Here is a 19,173-nt window from a genome sequence, read left to right on the forward strand (position 1 = left end):
CTACGAAAGCAGAAGACTTATCTTCGAAAATTTCAAAATATCGATTATTCGACATAAATCATCAAAACTAAGTAGTGTACAGATTACATATATTGTTATTAAACTGCCAATAATGAGATACTATATAAATTCTGATATTAGCTAGTCCTTCGGCGACAAGCACAAAGCGTGCCGGCATGAAGGTTTTCTTTAACTGTAAGAAAAAATATCATTTCAGTACAAAGGACCTACCCAGTAAGAATGATTAAAAATATCTTCAATTTAACATAAATTATTATAGTAAATTAGTAGGATTACATGTACAATATTCTAGTATTTATTCTATTTTTTGGAGGGTTTCCTATGAGCTTAAATGTTTCTTTAAAACAAGGTCTTTCTCAGCATCAGCAAACATTGCTTGCCTCTGAGTTTGACAAACGCAAGAAGTCGAAGCTTCTCGTTTTTTTATTATGGTTCTTTTTAAGTGTCTTTGGCGCACACCGCTTCTACTTAGGAAATGTTGGACTTGGGATTGCTATGCTGTTGCTTGGCTGGGCAACACTTGGTATTTGGCCGTTTATCGATGGTATCTATTGCTTGGTTAAGCGGACAGATGTTGTAAACGAAGAAGTGGAAAGACAGATTATTTCTGAAATTTCTACTGCTGCAGAATAAGAAAAAGTTCAAGCTCCGTTTATCTGTGATAAGCACACAGGCGAGCCTATAGAAAAGGATTTTTTTTCCTTTTTGGGAGGCTTGGCTAGTGACCTCAGGGCTGGCTAGGCGCTGAAGCTGGACAACGATAACTTATTTAGCTTCACCATTCTTACCTAATAAAAAATAAACGTCTATCCAAAAGGGTAGACGTTTTTCATTTATTTTGATTTTATGCGTTTGATGAATCTGTTGATGCTTCTGGTTGGCTGTTAGTGTCTTCCGAACCAGCATCCTCATCGTTTGCATCTTTTTGTGTTTCTGTGTCTGTTTGTTTACTGTTTTCTTCAGCATTTTCGTCTGCAGGAGAGTCTTTTTCGCCTGCTGCATCTTCGTCAGCATTTTCACTTGCTTCAGAATCTTCCTTTGCAGCATCTTCGTCAGCGTTTTCACTTGCTTTAGTGTCTTCGTTTTCAGCAGCTTGATCTTTAATTGAAGACACTGGCTTGTCTAAATATTGAGACGGATTAAGTGCGACACCATCTTTACGGATTTCGAAGTGTACGTGTACGCCGCCTTCCTCATTAAAGAGGTTATTACCAGCTGTCCCAATTACTTCGTTTTGCTCAACCTTATCACCAGCTTGAACCTTTGCTTCTGCTAGTGATTGATAAACTGTTACAACACCGTTTGTATGTTCTAGTTCAATAACTTGTCCTAAAATCGGATCCTTTTCCGCTTTTACGACTGTACCGCTAAGGGAGGCAGTGACATCAAATTCTTTGCCATCCTCTTTCGCTAAATCGATCCCTTTGTTTGGATGGTACGTGTTATTATAGAAAACGAGTGCTGCTTCTTGGTCTTCTTTTGATCCATCTAAGTCATAGAATTTTTTGATGACTTTGACTGCATCAGGGTCTAAAGCAGGCGTTGCAAAGCTTTCTGCTTGTGCATTAACTTCTACTGCTTCTTCACCTTTGTAAGAAGTACCTTTACTTGGATTATCACCTGCCAAGTTGTCAGAAATGTTGTTGCTTACTGATTGATACCATAAAACCGCTGTGAGAATAACCGCTGCACTTACCAAATAGATTGCTGGGAATACCCAACGCTTTCTAAAAAATTGCTGAAGTTTAGAGTTTTGAGAAGTACGTTTCTTTTCTTCCTCTCTCATTGTTTATCACCTCAGCAACCATTTTGAACAGAATTCTGAAAATATATACATCTACTGAAAAAAATTTTTTTAATCGATTAGTATTTGTTTCTTTATTGAAATTATGCATACATTTTTTTGGTGCCAGGCACCAAATTTAAAATTCGGTGCCTGGCACCTATTTAAGTAAGGAGTTTAAGATGAGAGCCGTTTTGTTTAAATGGGGACTTACGATCGCCCCGCTTGCCTATATGGTGTTCATTTGGATTTTATCAAGCTTGCCTTCGGATGCAATTATCAATACTCCCTTTTCCTTTGATCATTTAATGAAGGAATCACTTCACCTTATTGAATTTGGCATTCTTTATTGGCTTTTCGCATTTGCTATGTGTGCAAATAGGAGGTTAACTGAAAAGACGAATTTACTTATTGCAGTTGTTTCGATTGCTTATGGGGGTATAGACGAAATACATCAATCCTTTGTTCCTTATCGAACTGCTGCCTGGATTGACCTTATTAAGGATGCAATTGGAGTCCTCTTATCCTGGATTATTGTTAAGAAGTACTACTTTCATGCAGAAACATCGAAAATAAAGTGGATATTCAATAAATTAAGAGATACTACAAGGTAGGAGTAATTTTGCCGATTATAAGAAAATAATTTTAGAATTTAACTGAATAGAAGGCGCGGCTTATTATTGGGCAGGAATTTCAGGAAGGTGTCCTGCCAATTTTAGGATCCGACTCGAAAAATTCAGTGGTGTCTGCTCTAATTCCCGGGTTCGTCACGAAAAATTCGGCGTCGGCTCTGCTAATTGACAAGATCCTCCCCAAAATTCCGGCGTTCACCCTGCCTATTTCTGCGAAATTGTAAGAAATACTTACTAATGCAACTTTTAGTATGCTAACCTAAACAAAAAGATTTACATAAAAAGGAGTCAACTATGATTAACTACAAAATAAGAAGTGCTGTTGAAGAAGATTTGCCTGTGATTGTTGCAATTTATAATTCTACTATTGCTTCTCGTTCTGTAACGGCTGATTTAGAGCCTGTGACAGTGGAAAGCCGCAAAACTTGGTTTTTTAACCATACGGAGAAACGGCCGATTTGGGTTGTGATGAATGATCATGATGATATGCTGGGATGGATCAGCTTTGAGCCTTTTTATGGAAGAGCTGCCTATCAATATACAGCTGAGGTTAGTATTTATCTTCATGAGAATACGAGAGGTCAAGGTCTTGGGAGACAGCTTTTGCAGGAAGCACTTGATGCCTGTCCTAATTTAGGCATTAAAACGATTTTGAGTTATATTTTTGGACACAATCAAGCTAGTTTACGATTATTTGAACGGTTCGGATTTGAGAGGTGGGCAAATTTCCCAAACGTAGCTGAGCTTGATGGAGTAGAACGAGATTTGGTGATCCTTGGGAAAAGAGTGAGTGATTAATAAAGCGCAAAGGACTACTAGAGCATCCAGTAGTCCTTTTATTATAGTTTCAGTAAGTTAATTTGGTTAAAGTTAGTTATCGTGTCCAGCTGCAGCGCCTAGCCCGCCTGAGGTCACATGCCAAACCGTCAAGAAGGTTAAAGAACTATCTTCATGCCGGCTCGCCTTGCGCATTTCTTAATGTTCAGCTAATTTTTTGCCATGTGCTTTGTTAAAAATGGTTCGGCTGAAGCAATTTTTACCCCTTTATAGTAATGGGCAACGATATCATCGTATTTTTTTCCTTCTTCCGCCATGAAGTTAGCGCCGTATTGGCTCATGCCTACCCCGTGACCGAAGCCCTTCGTTTCAATTACGATATTATTCCCCTTCAGCTTCCAGGTAAAGTCGGAGGATTTTAGTTCAAGCTTATCCCTTACCTCGCGTCCAGATAGCTTTTTTCCGTTAATATCAACCGTGCCTACACGATTTCCTGAAGTTCTCTCAATTATTTTACCAAGATTATTTCCCTCTATGTTCACTCCCAGCTTTTTCTCGAATTCTGAGACTGAGACCACTTTTTGATCGAGAAACTTTTCAGACTTTTTATCCCATGGACTTTCTACTGTTTTTAAGTATGGTAGAGGTGTACTCCAGTAGTCCTCAGAGTTTTCTGTATAGCCATTACTTGTTGAAAAGAAGGAAGCATCAATTGGTTTTTCATCAAATGTAAGGATTTCACCTTGAGTATCAGCCACCGCTGCGGTTATTTTCTTCATTTTCCATTCGTAATCGTCTTTCCAAGTTTTCTTAAGTTCTTCGGGATTTTTGTAGACTTGGTGCATTTGTGTATCTGTTACGACAGATCCTTCAGGTGAACTCATTGTCTCCTCACTCATAAGTTGTTTGACAATGTACGTCCGCGCAGCAAGTGCTTGAGCTTTGAGTGCTTCTTCCTCAAATTCAGCAGGCATTTCAGAAGAGACTACACCGATGACATACTCTTCTAGGGGAATGTTTTCAATTTGCTGGTTTGTGCTTCGATAGACTGGTACTGTAACAGCTGACTGGCTAAGAACCTTCTCCGTTTCCTTTTTAGCTTGAAGTTCTTCCGAAAGCTCGCCTGTCGTTGACTTTTGCATGTATGGTGTTACTAGCAGAGTGGGAATCATTAAAATAATGATAAATAATCCAGCAAGTACGACAAATAGTGGTTTAAATGAGTTCATTTCCTGTCCCCCAGTTAAAAATTTTAAATGCTCCCTATAATCATATGGGAGTGGACAACCCATTATGACACAAACAATAAAAATCAGTGGACAGGCTCATAGGATGTTGAATTGAAAGGCAAAATCGCGAACAAACCCAATCTATATCACACCTAAGGATTTGATGTATAAAATATCCCCATTAAGAAAGGATAAATAGGGTGTAGGGTGCCAGGCACCAAATGAACAATTTGGTGCCTGGCACCCTCTATCCAATAAAAAAGAAGCCAGAGCTTTGGCTAAGGTCTCTGACTTCTTTAATGGTTTTATGTTTTTAGGCGTTTAGGTCTGATACAGCGGCTTCTTGGTTTGGTTTGATTGCTGATTCTTCTCTGATACGTTCAATATCTGCACCAATAGAAGCAAGCTTTCCGTGGAAGTTTACGTATCCACGATCCAAATGTTTAAGTTCTGTGACTCGTGTATGACCATCAGCAACAAGGCCAGCAAGAATTAAAGCCGCTCCAGCACGAAGATCTGTAGCTGCTACTTCTGCTCCTTGCATACCTGCAGGTCCGTTCATAATAACAGAACGACCTTCAATTTTAATATCACCGTTCATGCGGCGGAATTCTTCCACATGCATAAAGCGATTTTCAAATACTGTCTCTGTAATCATACTTGTACCTTTTGCACAAAGCAGCAAAGCCATCATTTGTGATTGCATGTCAGTAGGGAAGCCAGGGTGAGGCATCGTTTTAATGTCCACAGCTTTTAATTCACTTGGTCCGATAACACGCAATCCTTCTGCTTCTTCAATAATTTCTACACCCATCTCTTCCATTTTTGCTACGAGAGATGTTAAATGTTCAGGTACGGCACCTTGTACAAGGACGTTACCGCCTGTAATTGCCGCAGCAACCATAAATGTCCCTGCTTCAATTCGATCTGGAATAATGTTATGTCTTGATCCAGTTAGAACTGGTACACCTTCAATCCGTATCGTACCAGTACCTGCACCGCGAATTTTTCCGCCTAGTGCATTAATGTAATTAGCAAGATCAACAATTTCAGGTTCTTTTGCGCAATTTTCAATAACTGTTGTTCCTTCGGCAAGGGCAGCAGCCATGATAATGTTTTCAGTAGCACCAACACTAGGGAAGTCTAAATAGATCTTTGCACCTTGAAGTCTTCCATTGACTTCAGCTTCAATAAATCCATTCCCTACTTTAATGGTAGCTCCCATTGCTTCAAAACCTTTTAAATGTTGATCGATTGGGCGTGAACCAATTGCACAGCCGCCTGGCAATGCTACACGTGCACGCCCATTACGAGCAAGAAGCGGCCCCATTACTAACACAGATGCGCGCATTTTACGCACATATTCAAATGGTGCTTCAGTGGTTAACTCTCTTGATGCATCTACAATTACTTGATTGTTTTCAAAATGAACATCTGCTCCTAAATAACGAAGAACCTCATTTATCGTATATACATCGGAGAGCGTAGGTACATCACATATAATACTTCTTCTCTCGCTAGCTAATAAGGATGCAGCGATAACCGGTAAAACGGCATTTTTAGCACCTTCTACTTTCACAGTGCCGTTCAACTTCCGACCGCCGCGGACGATGATTTTTTCCAAGGTATTCCCCTCCGCGTCCCAAATTCTCTATATTAATATTCAGTCGTTAAGATTGGTGTTCCAACCACTACTGTAGTCTTTTCGCCCAATCCAGCGCTTCTAAGCGCAACTTGTACATTCATGTTGCCATTTTCTGTTGGAATTGATAGATTCCAATCTGTCGTATAACCTGATACCGAAACAAACTTTTTCTCTTTTAATTGTTCAACTGGTACCGCGTTAAATTCCTTAAGCAATGAGTGACTCTTTTGATACAAAACACCTTCCATCTTATCACTAAAATGGCCTTTCACACAAGTAAAAATTGTGGACTTTTCGTGAATTATGTCGATTGCGGCAGCTTGAAAGGAGTCTTGTATTTCGTTCCAATTTTTTTGCCAGCCTCTTCCCTTGAGCTCATACAAGATATACGATTGTGAATGATTATTTTTGTGGGTAGTAGTTATTACTTGGAGTTTGTGTGTTTGTTTTGTCTTTTTATCTACAAATAATCCAGTCGCTTTTAACATGTCGGTTTCTTCTTGTATTGCCCAGTCATATTGACGATTTGAAGCAATAAAGGGTTTCACGAATTGGTAAAAATTTTTTCTTGAAATTTCGACAGGCGCTTTAGTATACAGTGACCATTCATCAACAACAGCCTCTTGGCTTTTTAATTTATTTGCAATTTCCTCCAGTTGATTACCTTCAGATATTGCTCCACTGTTTTTTGCCGAAAATATAATACCTATAATGAGAAAAACACCTATAAAAATGTAAAATTTTTGTTTCATTTCCGCTCACTTCCTCTCCTTACTAAACAGTGTTGCCAGCGAGAAAGTGTGCATACGTGGAAAAAGTCGTCAATATTCGCGAAGTTTTAACTATTTCTAAGCAAAAAGTCATGCACAGATTTTATTCCCTTTTAAGCAGGGCATAAACCTGTTTATGAAGGCAGGATAACGAAGCTGTGTTTGGGTGAAGTAAATAATTTTTTTTTGCAAAAAACATTACACAACTCCGCTATAGGTCCTTTAATAAAATAGTTGTGGCTTTTATCATTTTTTTGACTATTTTGTAAGCCTATCTTACAGTTCATAGGAACTCTTCTCATTAGAATAGTAATGGGAGCTGCTGAGACCAGAATAAATAATCCAGGAAAAAATTACTTACAGTTGAAGCAATAGCAATTGTTAATAATATTAACAATGTTCGTGTCTGAACGACTTTTCCCCGTTTTATTATTTTTTCAATATTAATGGCCTGCAATGCCCACCATGTCACCATGATGAAGATGAGATGTACAAAAATGCTTACTATCGCGTGTTGTCCGAACTCTGGCAACAATATCTCCTCCTATTACAATAATATGTAAAAAAGCTTATCTAGGTGAATGTCGGGAATGTCGGTACCAAGCACCGATACAAAATAAAAAGAAGAGGCGCCTGCACCCCTTCTATTATATAGGATTCGTTATAAAAGATGTTTGAAATTAAACTTTAACAAAAATTTAACGATTATTCAGTCTATTAAGATATTGTCTGATAATAGTACTCAAATGCAAGTGATGGGAAGAGCCCTAAAAGGACCGTTGCAACTAAACAAATGACAAGTACAATCATGGAAGGCACAGGCAATTTGATTCTTTGTTCAGATGCTTGAGGCCTGAAAAACATTTGGGTAATAATGCCAAAGTAATAGAAATAGGAAACAACGGTTGCAGCCAGCATAATTGAGACTAATACGAGCATTGGAGCTTGCGTTGTAAATGAGCTTAAAAAGATCACCAATTTCCCAATAAAACCAGCTGTACCGGGAAATCCAGCTAAAGAGATTAGGAAAATAGTGAACGTGATCGCAATAAATGGTGATCGCTTGAACAAGCCAGCGAACGATTCGATTTCCGCACTTCCAATTTGATTTGAAATGACTTGCAGCACAGCAAATGCCCCTATGTTCATGAATAGATACGCGCCTAAGTAAAACCAAATCGCATCGAAATAGAAGAACTGTGAAATAGATACGAACCCGACCAGTACGTACCCAGCATGGGAAATCGAGGAATAGGCAAGCATTCGCTTAACATTCTTTTGTCTTAACGCAACTACATTTCCTAGAATCATCGTCAAAGCAGCGAGTACAGCTAAAAACACTTTAAGTGAGAGAATCATAGGCTCCATATTTTGGTAAGGTGTATTTCCAAAGATAGATAAAAAGATCCGCAAAATAATGATAAAGCCTGCCGTTTTTGAGACAACACTCAGAAAAGCCGTAACAGGCAGCGGTGCCCCCTCGTATACATCTGGTGCCCACATATGGAAGGGCACTGTCGCAATTTTAAAAGACAGACCGACAAATATCATAAAAAATGAAAGTCCCATTAAATACTGATAATTTGAATCTGTCAGCTCATTCAAAATCGGAATCATCTCGTTTAAGCTTGTTGTCCCAGTTAATCCATATACATAGCTCATCCCAAACAAGGTGATCGCTGTTGAAATTCCTCCATTTACAACATATTTCATGGCCGCTTCATTTGATTTAACATTCTTTTTTCTCAAGCCTGCCAATATGTAGGAGGAGATGGACAGCAATTCAAGCCCGACAAACAAGGTGATTAAATCCCTGCTTGAGCTCATGATCATCGCACCTAGTAAAGCAGTTAGCAATAAATAATAAAATTCTCCCCGGTCTTTCCCTTCTTCCCTCGGTTCATAGTCGATCGACATCATCATAACGATCAAAGCACCATTAAGAAGAAGCGGCTTAAAGCTTTTCGCAAAATAATCTAAAACAAATGTATCGAAGAGAATTGAAATCTCCTGGGGTTCCTTTAATAAAAGAAGAAGGCTGATCAAGGCAGCGGCAATCCCCATGACACCAACCCATCCCAGCCATCGTCTTGACTGATCAGGCTTCATAAACAGATCTGTCAGAGATAGAAGGGTGGCTACACCTAAAATAATGAACTCAGGCATCATGCCCATCCAATTAAAACTAAGCAGAGTTTCTAGATCCATTGTTCATCATCCCCCTATTCCCTTTATTACAGTCTCGACTGTTAATTTCAATGAGTCTGATAAGCTGGCTGGATAGATACCTATCATAAGGATGAATGCCAGTAATACAACGATTGGAGCTGTTTCATACCAAGAGAGATCTGACATTTCAGGATGTAGACTTTGCTCTTTTCCAAATGTCATCTTTAATGTCGCTCTGAGCAGATAAGCTGCTGTTAAGATTAATCCAAGCGCCCCGATGGCAGCTAATTCCGGGTGATTTTCAAACAATCCTAAAAACGCGGTTACCTCGCTTATAAAACCTGACATACCGGGAAGTCCTAGAGAAGCCATCGTACCAGCCAGCAGAAAGCCTGCCGTATAAGGCATATTGGATGCTAAGCCGCCAAGCTTGGATAGGTTTGTTGTACCCGTTCTCGTTGTAATAATTCCAACAAGAAAAAACAGCAAGGCAGATATTAGTCCATGTGAAACGACTTGAAAAATGGCCCCTTGCACTCCAGCCTCGTTCATGGCACCAAGCCCCATTAATACAATCCCCATATGTGAAATACTTGAGAAAGCAAGGACCAGCTTAAATTCATGTTGAATGAGAGCTAGAAATGCTCCATAAAGCAGATTGATAAGCCCTAAAAGAATCAAAACAATCGACATCTTCTCAAACTCATTTGGGAAAAAACCAAAGCCAAATCGAATCAAACCAAATGCTCCGATTTTCAGCAGAATTCCTGCATGCAGCATAACAATCGAAGGCGGTGCATGAGCATGTACCTTCACCATCCAGCTATGCAAAGGAAATATTGGAAGCTTTATCCCAAAGGCCGCTAAAAGGGCAATAGATAATCCTAATTTCATGTCTGCTGAGATAGGTCCAACCAATGGTGCATTTTCTGTATTAAGAAGCTGAGTAATCAATGAAATATTTGTTGTTCCCGTCATCGCGAACAAATAACTAATCACCAATAGCAGGATCGCTGAACCTAGCCCGTTGTATATCAAAAACTGATAAGCAGCTTTTTCTCTTTCAAAAAATCCCCATCTCCCGATTAAAAAGAACATTGGAACTAATGTTGCTTCAAAAAAGAGGAAGAAAAGGAATAAGTTTTGTGCAGCGAACACCCCAAGCATTCCTAGTTCAAGAATAAGAAACAGCAAAAAGTAGCTTTTCCAATCATGCTTAATATGAATCGAAGCAGCGGCGGCTAACATTGCGATGACGGCAGTTAATACAATCATGACGAGGGCAAATCCATCCACACCCAGTTCGTAGTGAATAGAATATGGAGCATTTTCCCCTCCCTCAAATAAACCAAACGAAATCCAATGCCGCTTTTCATTAAACATCGATAAATCAAGGCCTGTTTGATGCTGCAAGAAGAGAATGATAGACAACAAGGCTGCAGGAACAGTTGCTAAGAAGCCAATCAGCTTTAAGAGCTTTTCCTGATCCCTAGGAACAAAGGACAGGACAAGTATTCCTAATAATGGGGAAAAGACCAGCACGGTTAATAGAAGTGATCCGCTCATCTTATATACCCCCCTGTTACTGCAAAAAGAACAATTAGGACGACTAATCCGAAAAAGGCAGTAGCTCCATATACTTGTACTTGTCCCGATTGCAGTGAGGATCCTAATCGTCCTAATGAATTCACAGATGATGCAACACCAGCTGCAACTGCCTGAACTATGAAACGATCAATATATTTACAAAAAACACTAATTGTTGTTGTCAATAAAACAACTGTATTCTGGTAGATTTCATCTACATAATATTTATTAAGTAAAATTTGGTGGATAAAGGAATCACCTGCCCAATCCCTGGCAATCATTTTTTTACTATAAATCAAATAGGCAAGCATCATCCCTGCTAACGAAATCCCTGTAGCTACAAGCATAATCCAAAGCGGTCCCTCCTTATGGCCATGGCCCAGCAGATCATTTCCTGCTGTCAGCCAATCTCCCATAAATGTTCCAAACCAAGGCGTATTTACATACCCGGCAAAGATGGCAAGGAAAGCCAGCACCAACATCGGGATTGTCATGTCAGCTCCTGATTCTTTCACGTCTGTTAGTGAGCCTCTTGCTTTCCCCCCAAAGACGAGGAAAAATAACCTGAACATATAAAAGGCTGTCAAAAAGGAAGTGATAACTGCTAACCAAAACAAGCCAACATTTCCGCTTTGCCAAACAGAAAGGAGAATTTCCTCTTTGCTGAAAAAACCTGAGAAGAAAGGAAATCCGCTAATAGCAAGAGTGCCTATCAAGAAAAGTGGCCCGGTTATTCTCATTTTCTTCCATAATCCACCCATTTCTTTGATGTTTTGATTATGAACAGCGTGAATGACACTACCTGCAGCTAGAAATAATAACGCTTTGAAGAATGCATGAGTAAATAAGTGGAAAACCCCTGCCACGTAACCAGCTGAACCGAGAGCCAGCATCATGTACCCCAGATGGCTAACAGTAGAATAAGCCAGCACCCTTTTAATATCAGTCTGAACAAGGCCAATGCTGGCTGCAAAGATCGCTGTAAAGCCTCCCACTACCGCTACAACCATAAGCGCCATTTCGCTTGCGGCAAATAAAGGATACATAAGAGCTACTAAATAGACACCTGCTGCTACCATTGTAGCAGCATGAATGAGGGCTGATACAGGAGTTGGACCTTCCATTGCATCAGGAAGCCATGTATGAAGCGGAAACTGTCCAGACTTTCCGATCGCTCCAATGAAAATTAAGATAGAGATAAGGGTGATCATTTCCGGGGAAATTAGACCAGCTTCGACAGAAGTAAATATCTCCTCGTATTGAAAGCTTTCAACTTGCCAAAATAATAAAAGCATCCCAACGAACAGTCCAACATCCCCAATCCTCGTCATGATAAACGCTTTTTTTGCAGCAGCCTTGGCTTCCTCTTTTTGAAAATAAAAACCAATCAATAAAAAGGACCCGACTCCAACAAGCTCCCAAAAGATATATAGCTGCAAAAGGTTTGTTGTCATCACGAGACCGAGCATTGCAAATGTAAACAATCCTAAATACGAATAGAAAACGGGAATCCGCTCATCCCCTTGCATGTACCCTCTTGAGTAAAGGTGGACAAGGAAGCTTACCAGTGTGACAACTAAAAGCATTAGAGCATTTAATGATGTTATCTCAAACCCGGCTTGAATTTCCAATGAACCAATTGACAGCCAAGAAAACTCAAGCATGTATGTACCTTTTTGGATTTGGTCAACCAGTACCCCTGCGGCCATTAGAAAGGAAGCAAGGATGAGGCCGCTTCCTATATAGGTGCTCCCGCCTCTTAATCTTTTACCAAAAATGAGGATGATAAGAAACGAAAGAAGCGGGAAAATCGGTATGAACCAAGCATATTGCATCATTGTAACCAATCCCCTTCTGTTTTTGGGGAAGACTTAAAGAGATCCTCTTTCAGCCTGTCCCGATTCTCCTGTTCATTGACTTAGTGTTTCATAGAATTAAAGTCATCAATATTCACTGTTTTACGGTTTCTATAGAGTGAGATTAAAATGGCTAACCCCACAGCAACCTCTGCTGCAGCTATGGCAATCGTAAATAAAGAAAAAATTTGTCCGGTTATCGATGGATTCAATCCAAATTTACTGAATGCGACTAGATTGATATTTACTGCGTTAAGCATTAATTCTATTGAAATCAACACAACTACTGTATTTCTTTTTGTTAGAGCCCCATACAACCCAATGCAAAAGAGAATCAATGCTAAGACAAGATAGGCAGATAATGGTGTAGAACTCATTTGTCGTTCGCCTCCTCTTGATCATCCCTTTTTGCTAAAACTATGGCCCCGATTAGGGCAACAAGCAAAATAACAGATGTTAACTCAAACGGAATAACATATTCAGTAAAAAGGGAAACCCCAATCTGCTCTGTATTATTTTCATGAAGAGCTTCTGCTTCTGTTCCAAAATCAAGCTGATAGATTCCTAGATAGAAAACAAAGGCAAATGCAGCTATACCCGCAAATATGAGAAGTCTTTTGGCAATTCCAGGTGAAGACTGCTCCTGGTCCTGATGCTTTGTCAGCATAATGCCAAATAGCATAATGATTGTAATGGCTCCAGAGTATATAAGGACTTGGACTCCTGCTATAAATTCTGCTGACAGCAGAACATAGAGCCCTGCAATACTAATAAAGGTAAATACAAGAGAAACAATCATATGAACAACCTTTGTTACATTCAGCATCAAGACTCCCCCGCCGATGGCGACCAATGCTAATGCAATAAAAGCAATAAATTCACCGTTCATATTAAACTTTGTTTTCCTTCCGAATGGCTTGGTCATTCTCATCAAGCCATTGCAAATCCTTAAACAATTCATCACGGCTATATTCGGCGAGTTCGAAATTATTAGTCATGACAATTGCTTCAGTCGGACATACCTCTGTGCATAGATCACATAAAATACAAATTTCAAAATTGATATCATACGTATCAATGATTTTCCCTTTTTTGGCTGGGTCAGGATGTTTTTTTCCGGTCAGGGTAATACAATCTGTGGGACAAATGTTTGCACATTGATTACAAACAATACATTTTTCAGGATAAAATTTTTGAATTCCTCGAAAACGGTCTGGCAGCTGCAAGGCATCATTTGGATAGTCATAGGTAACCTTATCCTTTGCTAGGTTTTTCAGGGTATACGATAATCCTTTCGCTAAGCCTTTCATGTGAGCACCCCATTTAATGTAAGATTCAGACCTTCTTATAGGCTTACTTAAAAAAGATCTCTTTAATAATCGCTGTAATAAAAATGTTTGCCAATGCAACCGGCAGAAGGACCTTCCAGCCAAATTCCATCAGCTGATCAGCCCGTATTCTCGGAAAGGTGACACGGAACCAAATAAGTATAAATACTACCAAGGAAAATTTCAGGGCAAACCAAACGGCTCCTGGAATAAATTCAAGGAACGGCAATGGATGCCAGCCACCTAAAAATAACACGGTTGTCAAACTGGCCATCGCAAAAAAGTACACATATTCAGCAAGCATGAAAAACGCCCATCTGAACCCTGAATATTCTACATGATACCCTGCCACAAGCTCTGATTCAGCTTCAGGCAAGTCAAAGGGAGTTCGGTTTAGCTCCGCAATAGATGCGATGAAGAAAATCACAAATCCAATTGGCTGAATAACAATAAACCAAATATTTTCCTGAGCTGCAACGATTTCATTTAGATTTAAGCTGCCCGAAAGCAAAATGACTCCGATAACAGACATGACAAGTGGAATTTCATAGGAAATCATTTGGGCTGCTGCACGCATGCCGCCAAGCAAGGAATACTTATTGTTGGAAGCCCATCCACCAGTCACAACTCCTACTGTTGTAATTCCGGAAATCGCAATATAATAAAGGAGCCCAATTCCAATATCAGCAAATTGAAAAGCATCTGTGAAAGGAATTGTGGCTAAAACTAAAAACGCAGGTGTAAAAGCAATAACTGGAGCTAAGATGAATAACGGCTTATCTGCCACCTTGGGAATGGTGTCTTCTTTCAATAAAAGTTTTGAAACATCCGCAACGGTTTGCAGAAGACCCCAGCGGCCCCCAACATGATTAGGGCCTATTCTCCCTTGCATAAATCCCATAACCTTTCGCTCGGCTAAAATACCATATGTGACAAAGCCTAAAACAACAAATAGAAACGCTGTCGCTAAACCGAAAAAAATGAGAAAGTTGGACATCCCTGGCGCAGATTGTAAGAGCCCTTCAATCATTACCCATCAACCTCCCCTAAAACAATATCAATAGCCCCTAATATCGTAATTAAGTTCGCCATATTTTCTCCCTTTAAAAGCTTCGGCAAAATTTGCAGGTTGTAAAAAGAAGGCCTGCGGAACTTTAGCCGATATGGCTCCTTCTTTCCCTCTGAGGCAATATAACAGCCAATTTCTCCCCGCGGAGATTCAATTCTTACATACGCTTCTCCTTTTGGAGGCTTAATTATTTTTGGAACCTTCGCCATAATATTCCCTTCTTCCGGGAATTGGTCAATCGCTTGTTCCAAAATTTTAAGTGATTCAACAATCTCTTCCATCCGGCATTCATATCTCGCGTAAGCGTCCCCTTTTTCTCTAACAGGCACATTAAAATCAAACCGATCATAAATAGAATAAGGTTCATCTTTCCGAAGGTCCCATTTTACTCCCGTACACCGAAGATTTGCGCCGCTTAATGAATAGCTGACAGCTTCCTCCTTTGAGTACACTCCGACACCTTTAACCCGATTAAGAAAAATTTCATTTCCAGACACAAGATCATGATATCCCTTTAGTTGTTCTCTCATATAAGGGATGAACTCTCTTATTTTTTCAATCCAGCCTTCTGGTGCATCCCATTTTACTCCGCCAACTCTCATATAATTAAACGTAAGCCGGGCACCTGATAATTCATTTAATAGATTGATAATCATTTCCCGCTCTCTGAACGCATATAAAAAGGGACTGACTGCTCCAATATCCAGTAAATAGGTTCCCCACCAGACAAGGTGGCTTGCAACGCGGCCGAGCTCCATTGCTATGACCCTTAGATACTCTGCTCTTTCAGGGATCTCAATGTTCATCATCGTTTCAACCGCATGACAGATCACATAATTATTTGTCATTGCTGATAAATAATCCATGCGATCAGTGTAAGGAATAATTTGTGTATATTGAAGATTTTCAGCAATCTTTTCCGTCCCTCTATGTAAATAACCAATAACAGGTGTAGCTTCTTTAATGATCTCTCCGTCTATTTTGATAACTAGGCGGAATACGCCATGAGTACTTGGATGCTGGGGGCCGACATTTAGCAGCATTTCTTCTGTTCGTATCATGTCTACACCTCCACATCATATGGTTCATAATCTTTACGCATCGGGTGGCCAATCCAATCATCCGGCAGCATTATCCTCGTCAGCTCTGGATGTCCTTCAAAATAAATACCCAATAAGTCGAATGCCTCACGCTCCGGCCAATTTGCCCCCCTCCAAATGGCTTCAACTGAAGGTATGACTGGGTTCTCTCGCTCCAGCTTCACTTTCAATGCAATCGACTGCTTATTTTTATATGAATATAGATGAAGATAAACCTCCATATGCGTCTCAAAATCTGTTCCATGAAGCTCTGATAAATAATCAAAGCTTAACTGCTCATTAAATCTGAGGAATTGAGCTATTTTCATATAGGATTCCTTAACTGCTACGAGTGTAGGGACGTCCTTTGATAGTCTATTAATATAGGAGTCTTCAAGAACTCCCTCCCCGAAATGCTTCTGAATAATATTTATATACTTATCAAGATATGGCTGCTGAAGAGAAGGTTTGTCCTCTTTCTCCTGTACATCTGCCTTTGCTGCTTTTGCCTTTGCAGCGGCGGCTGCTTTCGCTTTTGCGGCAGCAATTGCTTTGGCCTTTTCCTTGGCCAAATCGCTTTCACTTAGATCTTTGCTTTCTATCCTTGCTGCTTTTTGCTTCGCGAGGTCGATGTCGCTTGACTCTTCTGCCTGCTGTTTTGCTTTCTGCTTTGCAAGAGCTGCCGCCTTTGCTTTAGCTGCAGCAGCTGCTTTTTGCTTCGCGAGGTCGATGTCGCTTGACTCTTCTGCTTCTCCCTGCTGTTTTGCTTTCAGCTTTGCAAGAGCTGCCGCCTTTGCTTTTGCTGCAGCAGCTGCCTTTTGTTTCGCGAGATCAATGTCACTTGACTCTTCTGCTCCTGCCTGCTGTTTTGCTTTTTGTTTTGCGATTGCTGCTGCTTTTGCTTTCGCTGCTGCGGCTGCTTTTTGCTTCGGGAGGTCGATGTCGCTTGACTCTCCAGTCTCTCCCTGCTGTTTTGCTTTTTGTTTTGCTAGTGCTGCTGCTTTTGCTTTCGCTGCTGCAGCTGCTTTTTGCTTCGTGAGGTCGATGTCGCTTGACTCTCCAGTCTCTCCCTGCTGTTTTGCTTTTTGTTTTGCTAGTGCTGCTGCTTTTGCTTTCGCTGCTGCAGCTGCTTTTTGTTTAGCAAGATTGAGATCTTCTTCTACTTTGTTTTCCGAAGTATTCAATTCTCCATCAAGTAATTTTGCTTCCTTCTCTTTGTCAGCAAGCCTTTTCTTAGCGAGCTCTTTTGCCTTTTGGGCTGCTTCTCTCTTCAGTTGCTCAAGATCCTTTTCGTCGCTCATTGACTAGATCACCTTCTTTCCAGTCTTAGCTTCATATCTAATTTTTTCTTTCAATTTGTTAATTCCATATATGAGAGCTGCTGGATTCGGCGGACATCCCGGTATGTAGACGTCCACAGGTACTATTTGGTCAACACCTTTTACTACAGCATATGATTTAATGTAGGGTCCCCCCGCTGTTGCACAAGATCCCATCGCGATAACCCATTTTGGTTCTGGCATTTGATCATATAATCTTTTTAAAACTGGTCCCATTTTTTTTGTTACCGTACCAGAGACGATCATGACATCTGATTGGCGAGGAGAAGTCCGGAAAAAAGACCCGAATCGGTCTAAATCATAATGAGATGCCCCAACGCCCATCATTTCGATTGCACAGCAAGCAAGACCGAATGTTAAAGGCCACAGTGAATTACTTCTCGCCCATGCTTTTAATTCTTCCAAGGTAGTTAAAAACACACTTTGTTTTATTTCCTCAAGCTCTTCTTTAGGAATACTAGCTAAGTTTAATTCCATTTCAGCACCTTCTTTTTCCACGCATATAGTAATCCTATGACAAGCATCACCACAAATATGAGCATCTCAATTAAAGCGAAGATTCCTAGTTTTTCGTAGGCAACTGCCCATGGATATAAGAAAACCGTTTCCACGTCAAAGATGACAAACAATAAAGCAAAGATGTAATAACGGACATTAAATTGAATTCTTGAATCATGAAATGGGTCAATCCCACTTTCATAGGTCGTCTGTTTGGCAGGGTTAGGATCATGAGGTCTCAGAAATCTCCCGGCTGTTAACGCAACAATGGGTAAAAGAATTCCTAGAATAAGAAAAACTGTGACAATCAAATAGTTATTTTGATAATGAAATAGTGTCTCCATTGTCTCCCCCTCTTCACAATTTTCATCACCATCTAAATTTTCAAATAATTAATGTAAGCGTTTTAATTATACCATCATTCTCCAATACATGTCGATAAACTGAAAGTTACAATAAAAACGCCTGTTTTTTCCATAGTAAAACTATTCTTCCTTTTTTGTAGGAATCCTGTCAGTTCAGCTAAATATCTAAAATTCATGTTATACTATCAATGTTTACTTGAAAGAGGTGATAGGTTATGGAATTATCATCCTATAATTATTCTATGGAAGAAGAGTATGGAAAAGACTTACCTTCCTTTGAAAATGAATTTTTAGCACAAAACTATTATTTTGAATATAGAATGGAACAACTTTCCCTCTTTATAGATCTTGCGAATCATTTTGGGTATCATCCAGATTTCTCAGCTGAAAGCTTAGATGATATCGAAGAATTTTATTTTGAGCTATTTCAGAGCAATGGTTTTATAGATATTCAAATGACGATTAATGAGCTGGAAGAATGTTTGTCTATTTATTTTGGGGAAGTGTTAGTTAGAAATCACGATCGTATTGAGTGGGTTGTCAAAGAGTATCCATTCGCTAAAGAAAAATATGCTGCCGGCTTACAGTACGGAAAGAAAACCAGATATTTCAAAAATCTATTCGAGAACTATTATCTAACAGCCAAAAGTTCCACTGAACGAAGAATGCAGAAATTGTATAAACGATTTGTTTCTAAACTATAGAAAGTTTTAAACTAAGGAATATGTAAGAGCACTCGATTTCATTGTGTCATATATTGAAATGGTTGCACGTCCACTGATTTATTGCATTGTTATCGATAAATTGCACGTTCACCAGATCATTGTTTCTTTGCTTAGTTTAACTGTTTTTTAAACAAAATCTGCATGTTGATAAACTACGTTTACGCATTTAGTACTCGACAAAATATAAAAAACCTTAATCCACTTATTAAAATGTACCCTTTGTAAAGGACATTTAAAAAAAGCCTAGGCAGCTTTAAGAAGATGATCTCTGTATTGAACAGGGGTCATCTTTTTTAAATT

20 protein-coding genes are annotated in these 19,173 nt (G+C 39.6%); 4 read left to right on the plus strand and 16 right to left on the minus strand.

The window, feature by feature from the left end; translation table 11 throughout:
* Window positions 1-342 precede the first annotated feature (342 nt).
* Entirely contained in the window at window positions 343-654 is a 312-nt protein-coding gene (locus IC621_RS23845) for a TM2 domain-containing protein (RefSeq protein ID WP_191162178.1), read from the plus strand.
* A 211-nt stretch (window positions 655-865) separates the two neighbouring features.
* Here IC621_RS23845 and IC621_RS23850 read toward each other — a convergent pair whose 3' ends face one another.
* Window positions 866-1,807: a M23 family metallopeptidase gene (locus IC621_RS23850; RefSeq protein ID WP_191162180.1), complete on the minus strand. Its 942-nt coding sequence runs from the start codon at window positions 1,805-1,807 to the stop codon at window positions 866-868.
* Between the two features lie 179 nt (window positions 1,808-1,986).
* On the opposite strand from IC621_RS23850, the gene IC621_RS23855 reads away from it, so the two are divergent.
* Together IC621_RS23855 and IC621_RS23860 are read left to right on the plus strand one after the other, a co-directional pair.
* Window positions 1,987-2,418 carry a VanZ family protein gene (locus IC621_RS23855; RefSeq protein ID WP_191162182.1) on the plus strand — a complete coding sequence of 144 codons (432 nt, stop codon included), beginning with the start codon at window positions 1,987-1,989 and terminating at the stop codon, window positions 2,416-2,418.
* A 312-nt stretch (window positions 2,419-2,730) separates the two neighbouring features.
* Window positions 2,731-3,234, plus strand: coding sequence for a GNAT family N-acetyltransferase (locus IC621_RS23860; RefSeq protein WP_191162184.1), 504 nt, complete (start codon window positions 2,731-2,733; stop codon window positions 3,232-3,234).
* 188 nt (window positions 3,235-3,422) lie between these two features.
* Here the strand turns inward: IC621_RS23860 and spoIID are convergent, their stop codons facing one another.
* From spoIID to IC621_RS23935, 15 genes are all read right to left on the minus strand, one after another.
* Complete coding sequence (gene spoIID / locus IC621_RS23865) at window positions 3,423-4,442, minus strand: stage II sporulation protein D (protein ID WP_191162186.1); 1,020 nt, start codon at window positions 4,440-4,442, stop codon at window positions 3,423-3,425.
* Window positions 4,443-4,755: 313 nt separating this feature from the next.
* Window positions 4,756-6,066 carry a UDP-N-acetylglucosamine 1-carboxyvinyltransferase gene (gene murA / locus IC621_RS23870; protein ID WP_191162189.1) on the minus strand — a complete coding sequence of 437 codons (1,311 nt, stop codon included), beginning with the start codon at window positions 6,064-6,066 and terminating at the stop codon, window positions 4,756-4,758.
* A gap of 32 nt (window positions 6,067-6,098) precedes the next feature.
* Window positions 6,099-6,839: a YwmB family TATA-box binding protein gene (locus IC621_RS23875; RefSeq protein ID WP_191162191.1), complete on the minus strand. Its 741-nt coding sequence runs from the start codon at window positions 6,837-6,839 to the stop codon at window positions 6,099-6,101.
* A 319-nt stretch (window positions 6,840-7,158) separates the two neighbouring features.
* A complete protein-coding gene (locus IC621_RS23880; protein WP_191162193.1) occupies window positions 7,159-7,389 on the minus strand; it encodes a DUF1146 family protein in 231 nt (76 codons plus the stop codon).
* A gap of 185 nt (window positions 7,390-7,574) precedes the next feature.
* Window positions 7,575-9,065: an NADH-quinone oxidoreductase subunit NuoN gene (nuoN, locus tag IC621_RS23885; RefSeq protein WP_191162195.1), complete on the minus strand. Its 1,491-nt coding sequence runs from the start codon at window positions 9,063-9,065 to the stop codon at window positions 7,575-7,577.
* A 6-nt stretch (window positions 9,066-9,071) separates the two neighbouring features.
* A complete protein-coding gene (locus tag IC621_RS23890; protein WP_191162197.1) occupies window positions 9,072-10,592 on the minus strand; it encodes an NADH-quinone oxidoreductase subunit M in 1,521 nt (506 codons plus the stop codon).
* The gene (gene nuoL / locus IC621_RS23895) at window positions 10,589-12,451 is read right to left on the minus strand and encodes an NADH-quinone oxidoreductase subunit L (RefSeq protein WP_191162199.1); all 1,863 of its coding nucleotides are present in this window, start codon (window positions 12,449-12,451) and stop codon (window positions 10,589-10,591) included. Before nuoL ends, IC621_RS23890 begins: the two co-directional genes overlap by 4 nt.
* An 80-nt stretch (window positions 12,452-12,531) precedes the next feature.
* Entirely contained in the window at window positions 12,532-12,846 is a 315-nt protein-coding gene (nuoK, locus tag IC621_RS23900; protein ID WP_191162201.1) for an NADH-quinone oxidoreductase subunit NuoK, read from the minus strand.
* The gene (locus IC621_RS23905) at window positions 12,843-13,358 is read right to left on the minus strand and encodes an NADH-quinone oxidoreductase subunit J (protein ID WP_191162203.1); all 516 of its coding nucleotides are present in this window, start codon (window positions 13,356-13,358) and stop codon (window positions 12,843-12,845) included. Before IC621_RS23905 ends, nuoK begins: the two co-directional genes overlap by 4 nt.
* A 1-nt stretch (window position 13,359) precedes the next feature.
* The gene (nuoI, locus tag IC621_RS23910; protein ID WP_191162205.1) at window positions 13,360-13,779 is read right to left on the minus strand and encodes an NADH-quinone oxidoreductase subunit NuoI; all 420 of its coding nucleotides are present in this window, start codon (window positions 13,777-13,779) and stop codon (window positions 13,360-13,362) included.
* A 43-nt stretch (window positions 13,780-13,822) separates the two neighbouring features.
* Complete coding sequence (gene nuoH, locus IC621_RS23915) at window positions 13,823-14,827, minus strand: NADH-quinone oxidoreductase subunit NuoH (protein ID WP_191162207.1); 1,005 nt, start codon at window positions 14,825-14,827, stop codon at window positions 13,823-13,825.
* Window positions 14,827-15,927, minus strand: a complete 1,101-nt coding sequence (locus IC621_RS23920; RefSeq protein ID WP_191162210.1) for an NADH-quinone oxidoreductase subunit D — start codon at window positions 15,925-15,927, stop codon at window positions 14,827-14,829. Before IC621_RS23920 ends, nuoH begins: the two co-directional genes overlap by 1 nt.
* Before the next feature lie 2 nt (window positions 15,928-15,929).
* Window positions 15,930-17,246 carry an NADH-quinone oxidoreductase subunit C gene (locus tag IC621_RS23925; RefSeq protein WP_191162212.1) on the minus strand — a complete coding sequence of 439 codons (1,317 nt, stop codon included), beginning with the start codon at window positions 17,244-17,246 and terminating at the stop codon, window positions 15,930-15,932.
* Between the two features lie 3 nt (window positions 17,247-17,249).
* Window positions 17,250-17,762, minus strand: coding sequence for a NuoB/complex I 20 kDa subunit family protein (locus IC621_RS23930; protein WP_191162214.1), 513 nt, complete (start codon window positions 17,760-17,762; stop codon window positions 17,250-17,252).
* Window positions 17,753-18,127, minus strand: coding sequence for an NADH-quinone oxidoreductase subunit A (locus IC621_RS23935; RefSeq protein ID WP_191162216.1), 375 nt, complete (start codon window positions 18,125-18,127; stop codon window positions 17,753-17,755). The genes IC621_RS23930 and IC621_RS23935 overlap by 10 nt, the downstream gene beginning before the upstream one ends.
* Before the next feature lie 236 nt (window positions 18,128-18,363).
* On the opposite strand from IC621_RS23935, the gene IC621_RS23940 reads away from it, so the two are divergent.
* Window positions 18,364-18,852, plus strand: coding sequence for a hypothetical protein (locus IC621_RS23940; protein ID WP_191162218.1), 489 nt, complete (start codon window positions 18,364-18,366; stop codon window positions 18,850-18,852).
* Window positions 18,853-19,173: the final 321 nt, after the last annotated feature.

The organism is Metabacillus arenae (genome assembly GCF_014773385.1).
Taxonomy (GTDB): Bacteria; Bacillota; Bacilli; order Bacillales; family Bacillaceae; genus Metabacillus_D; species Metabacillus_D arenae.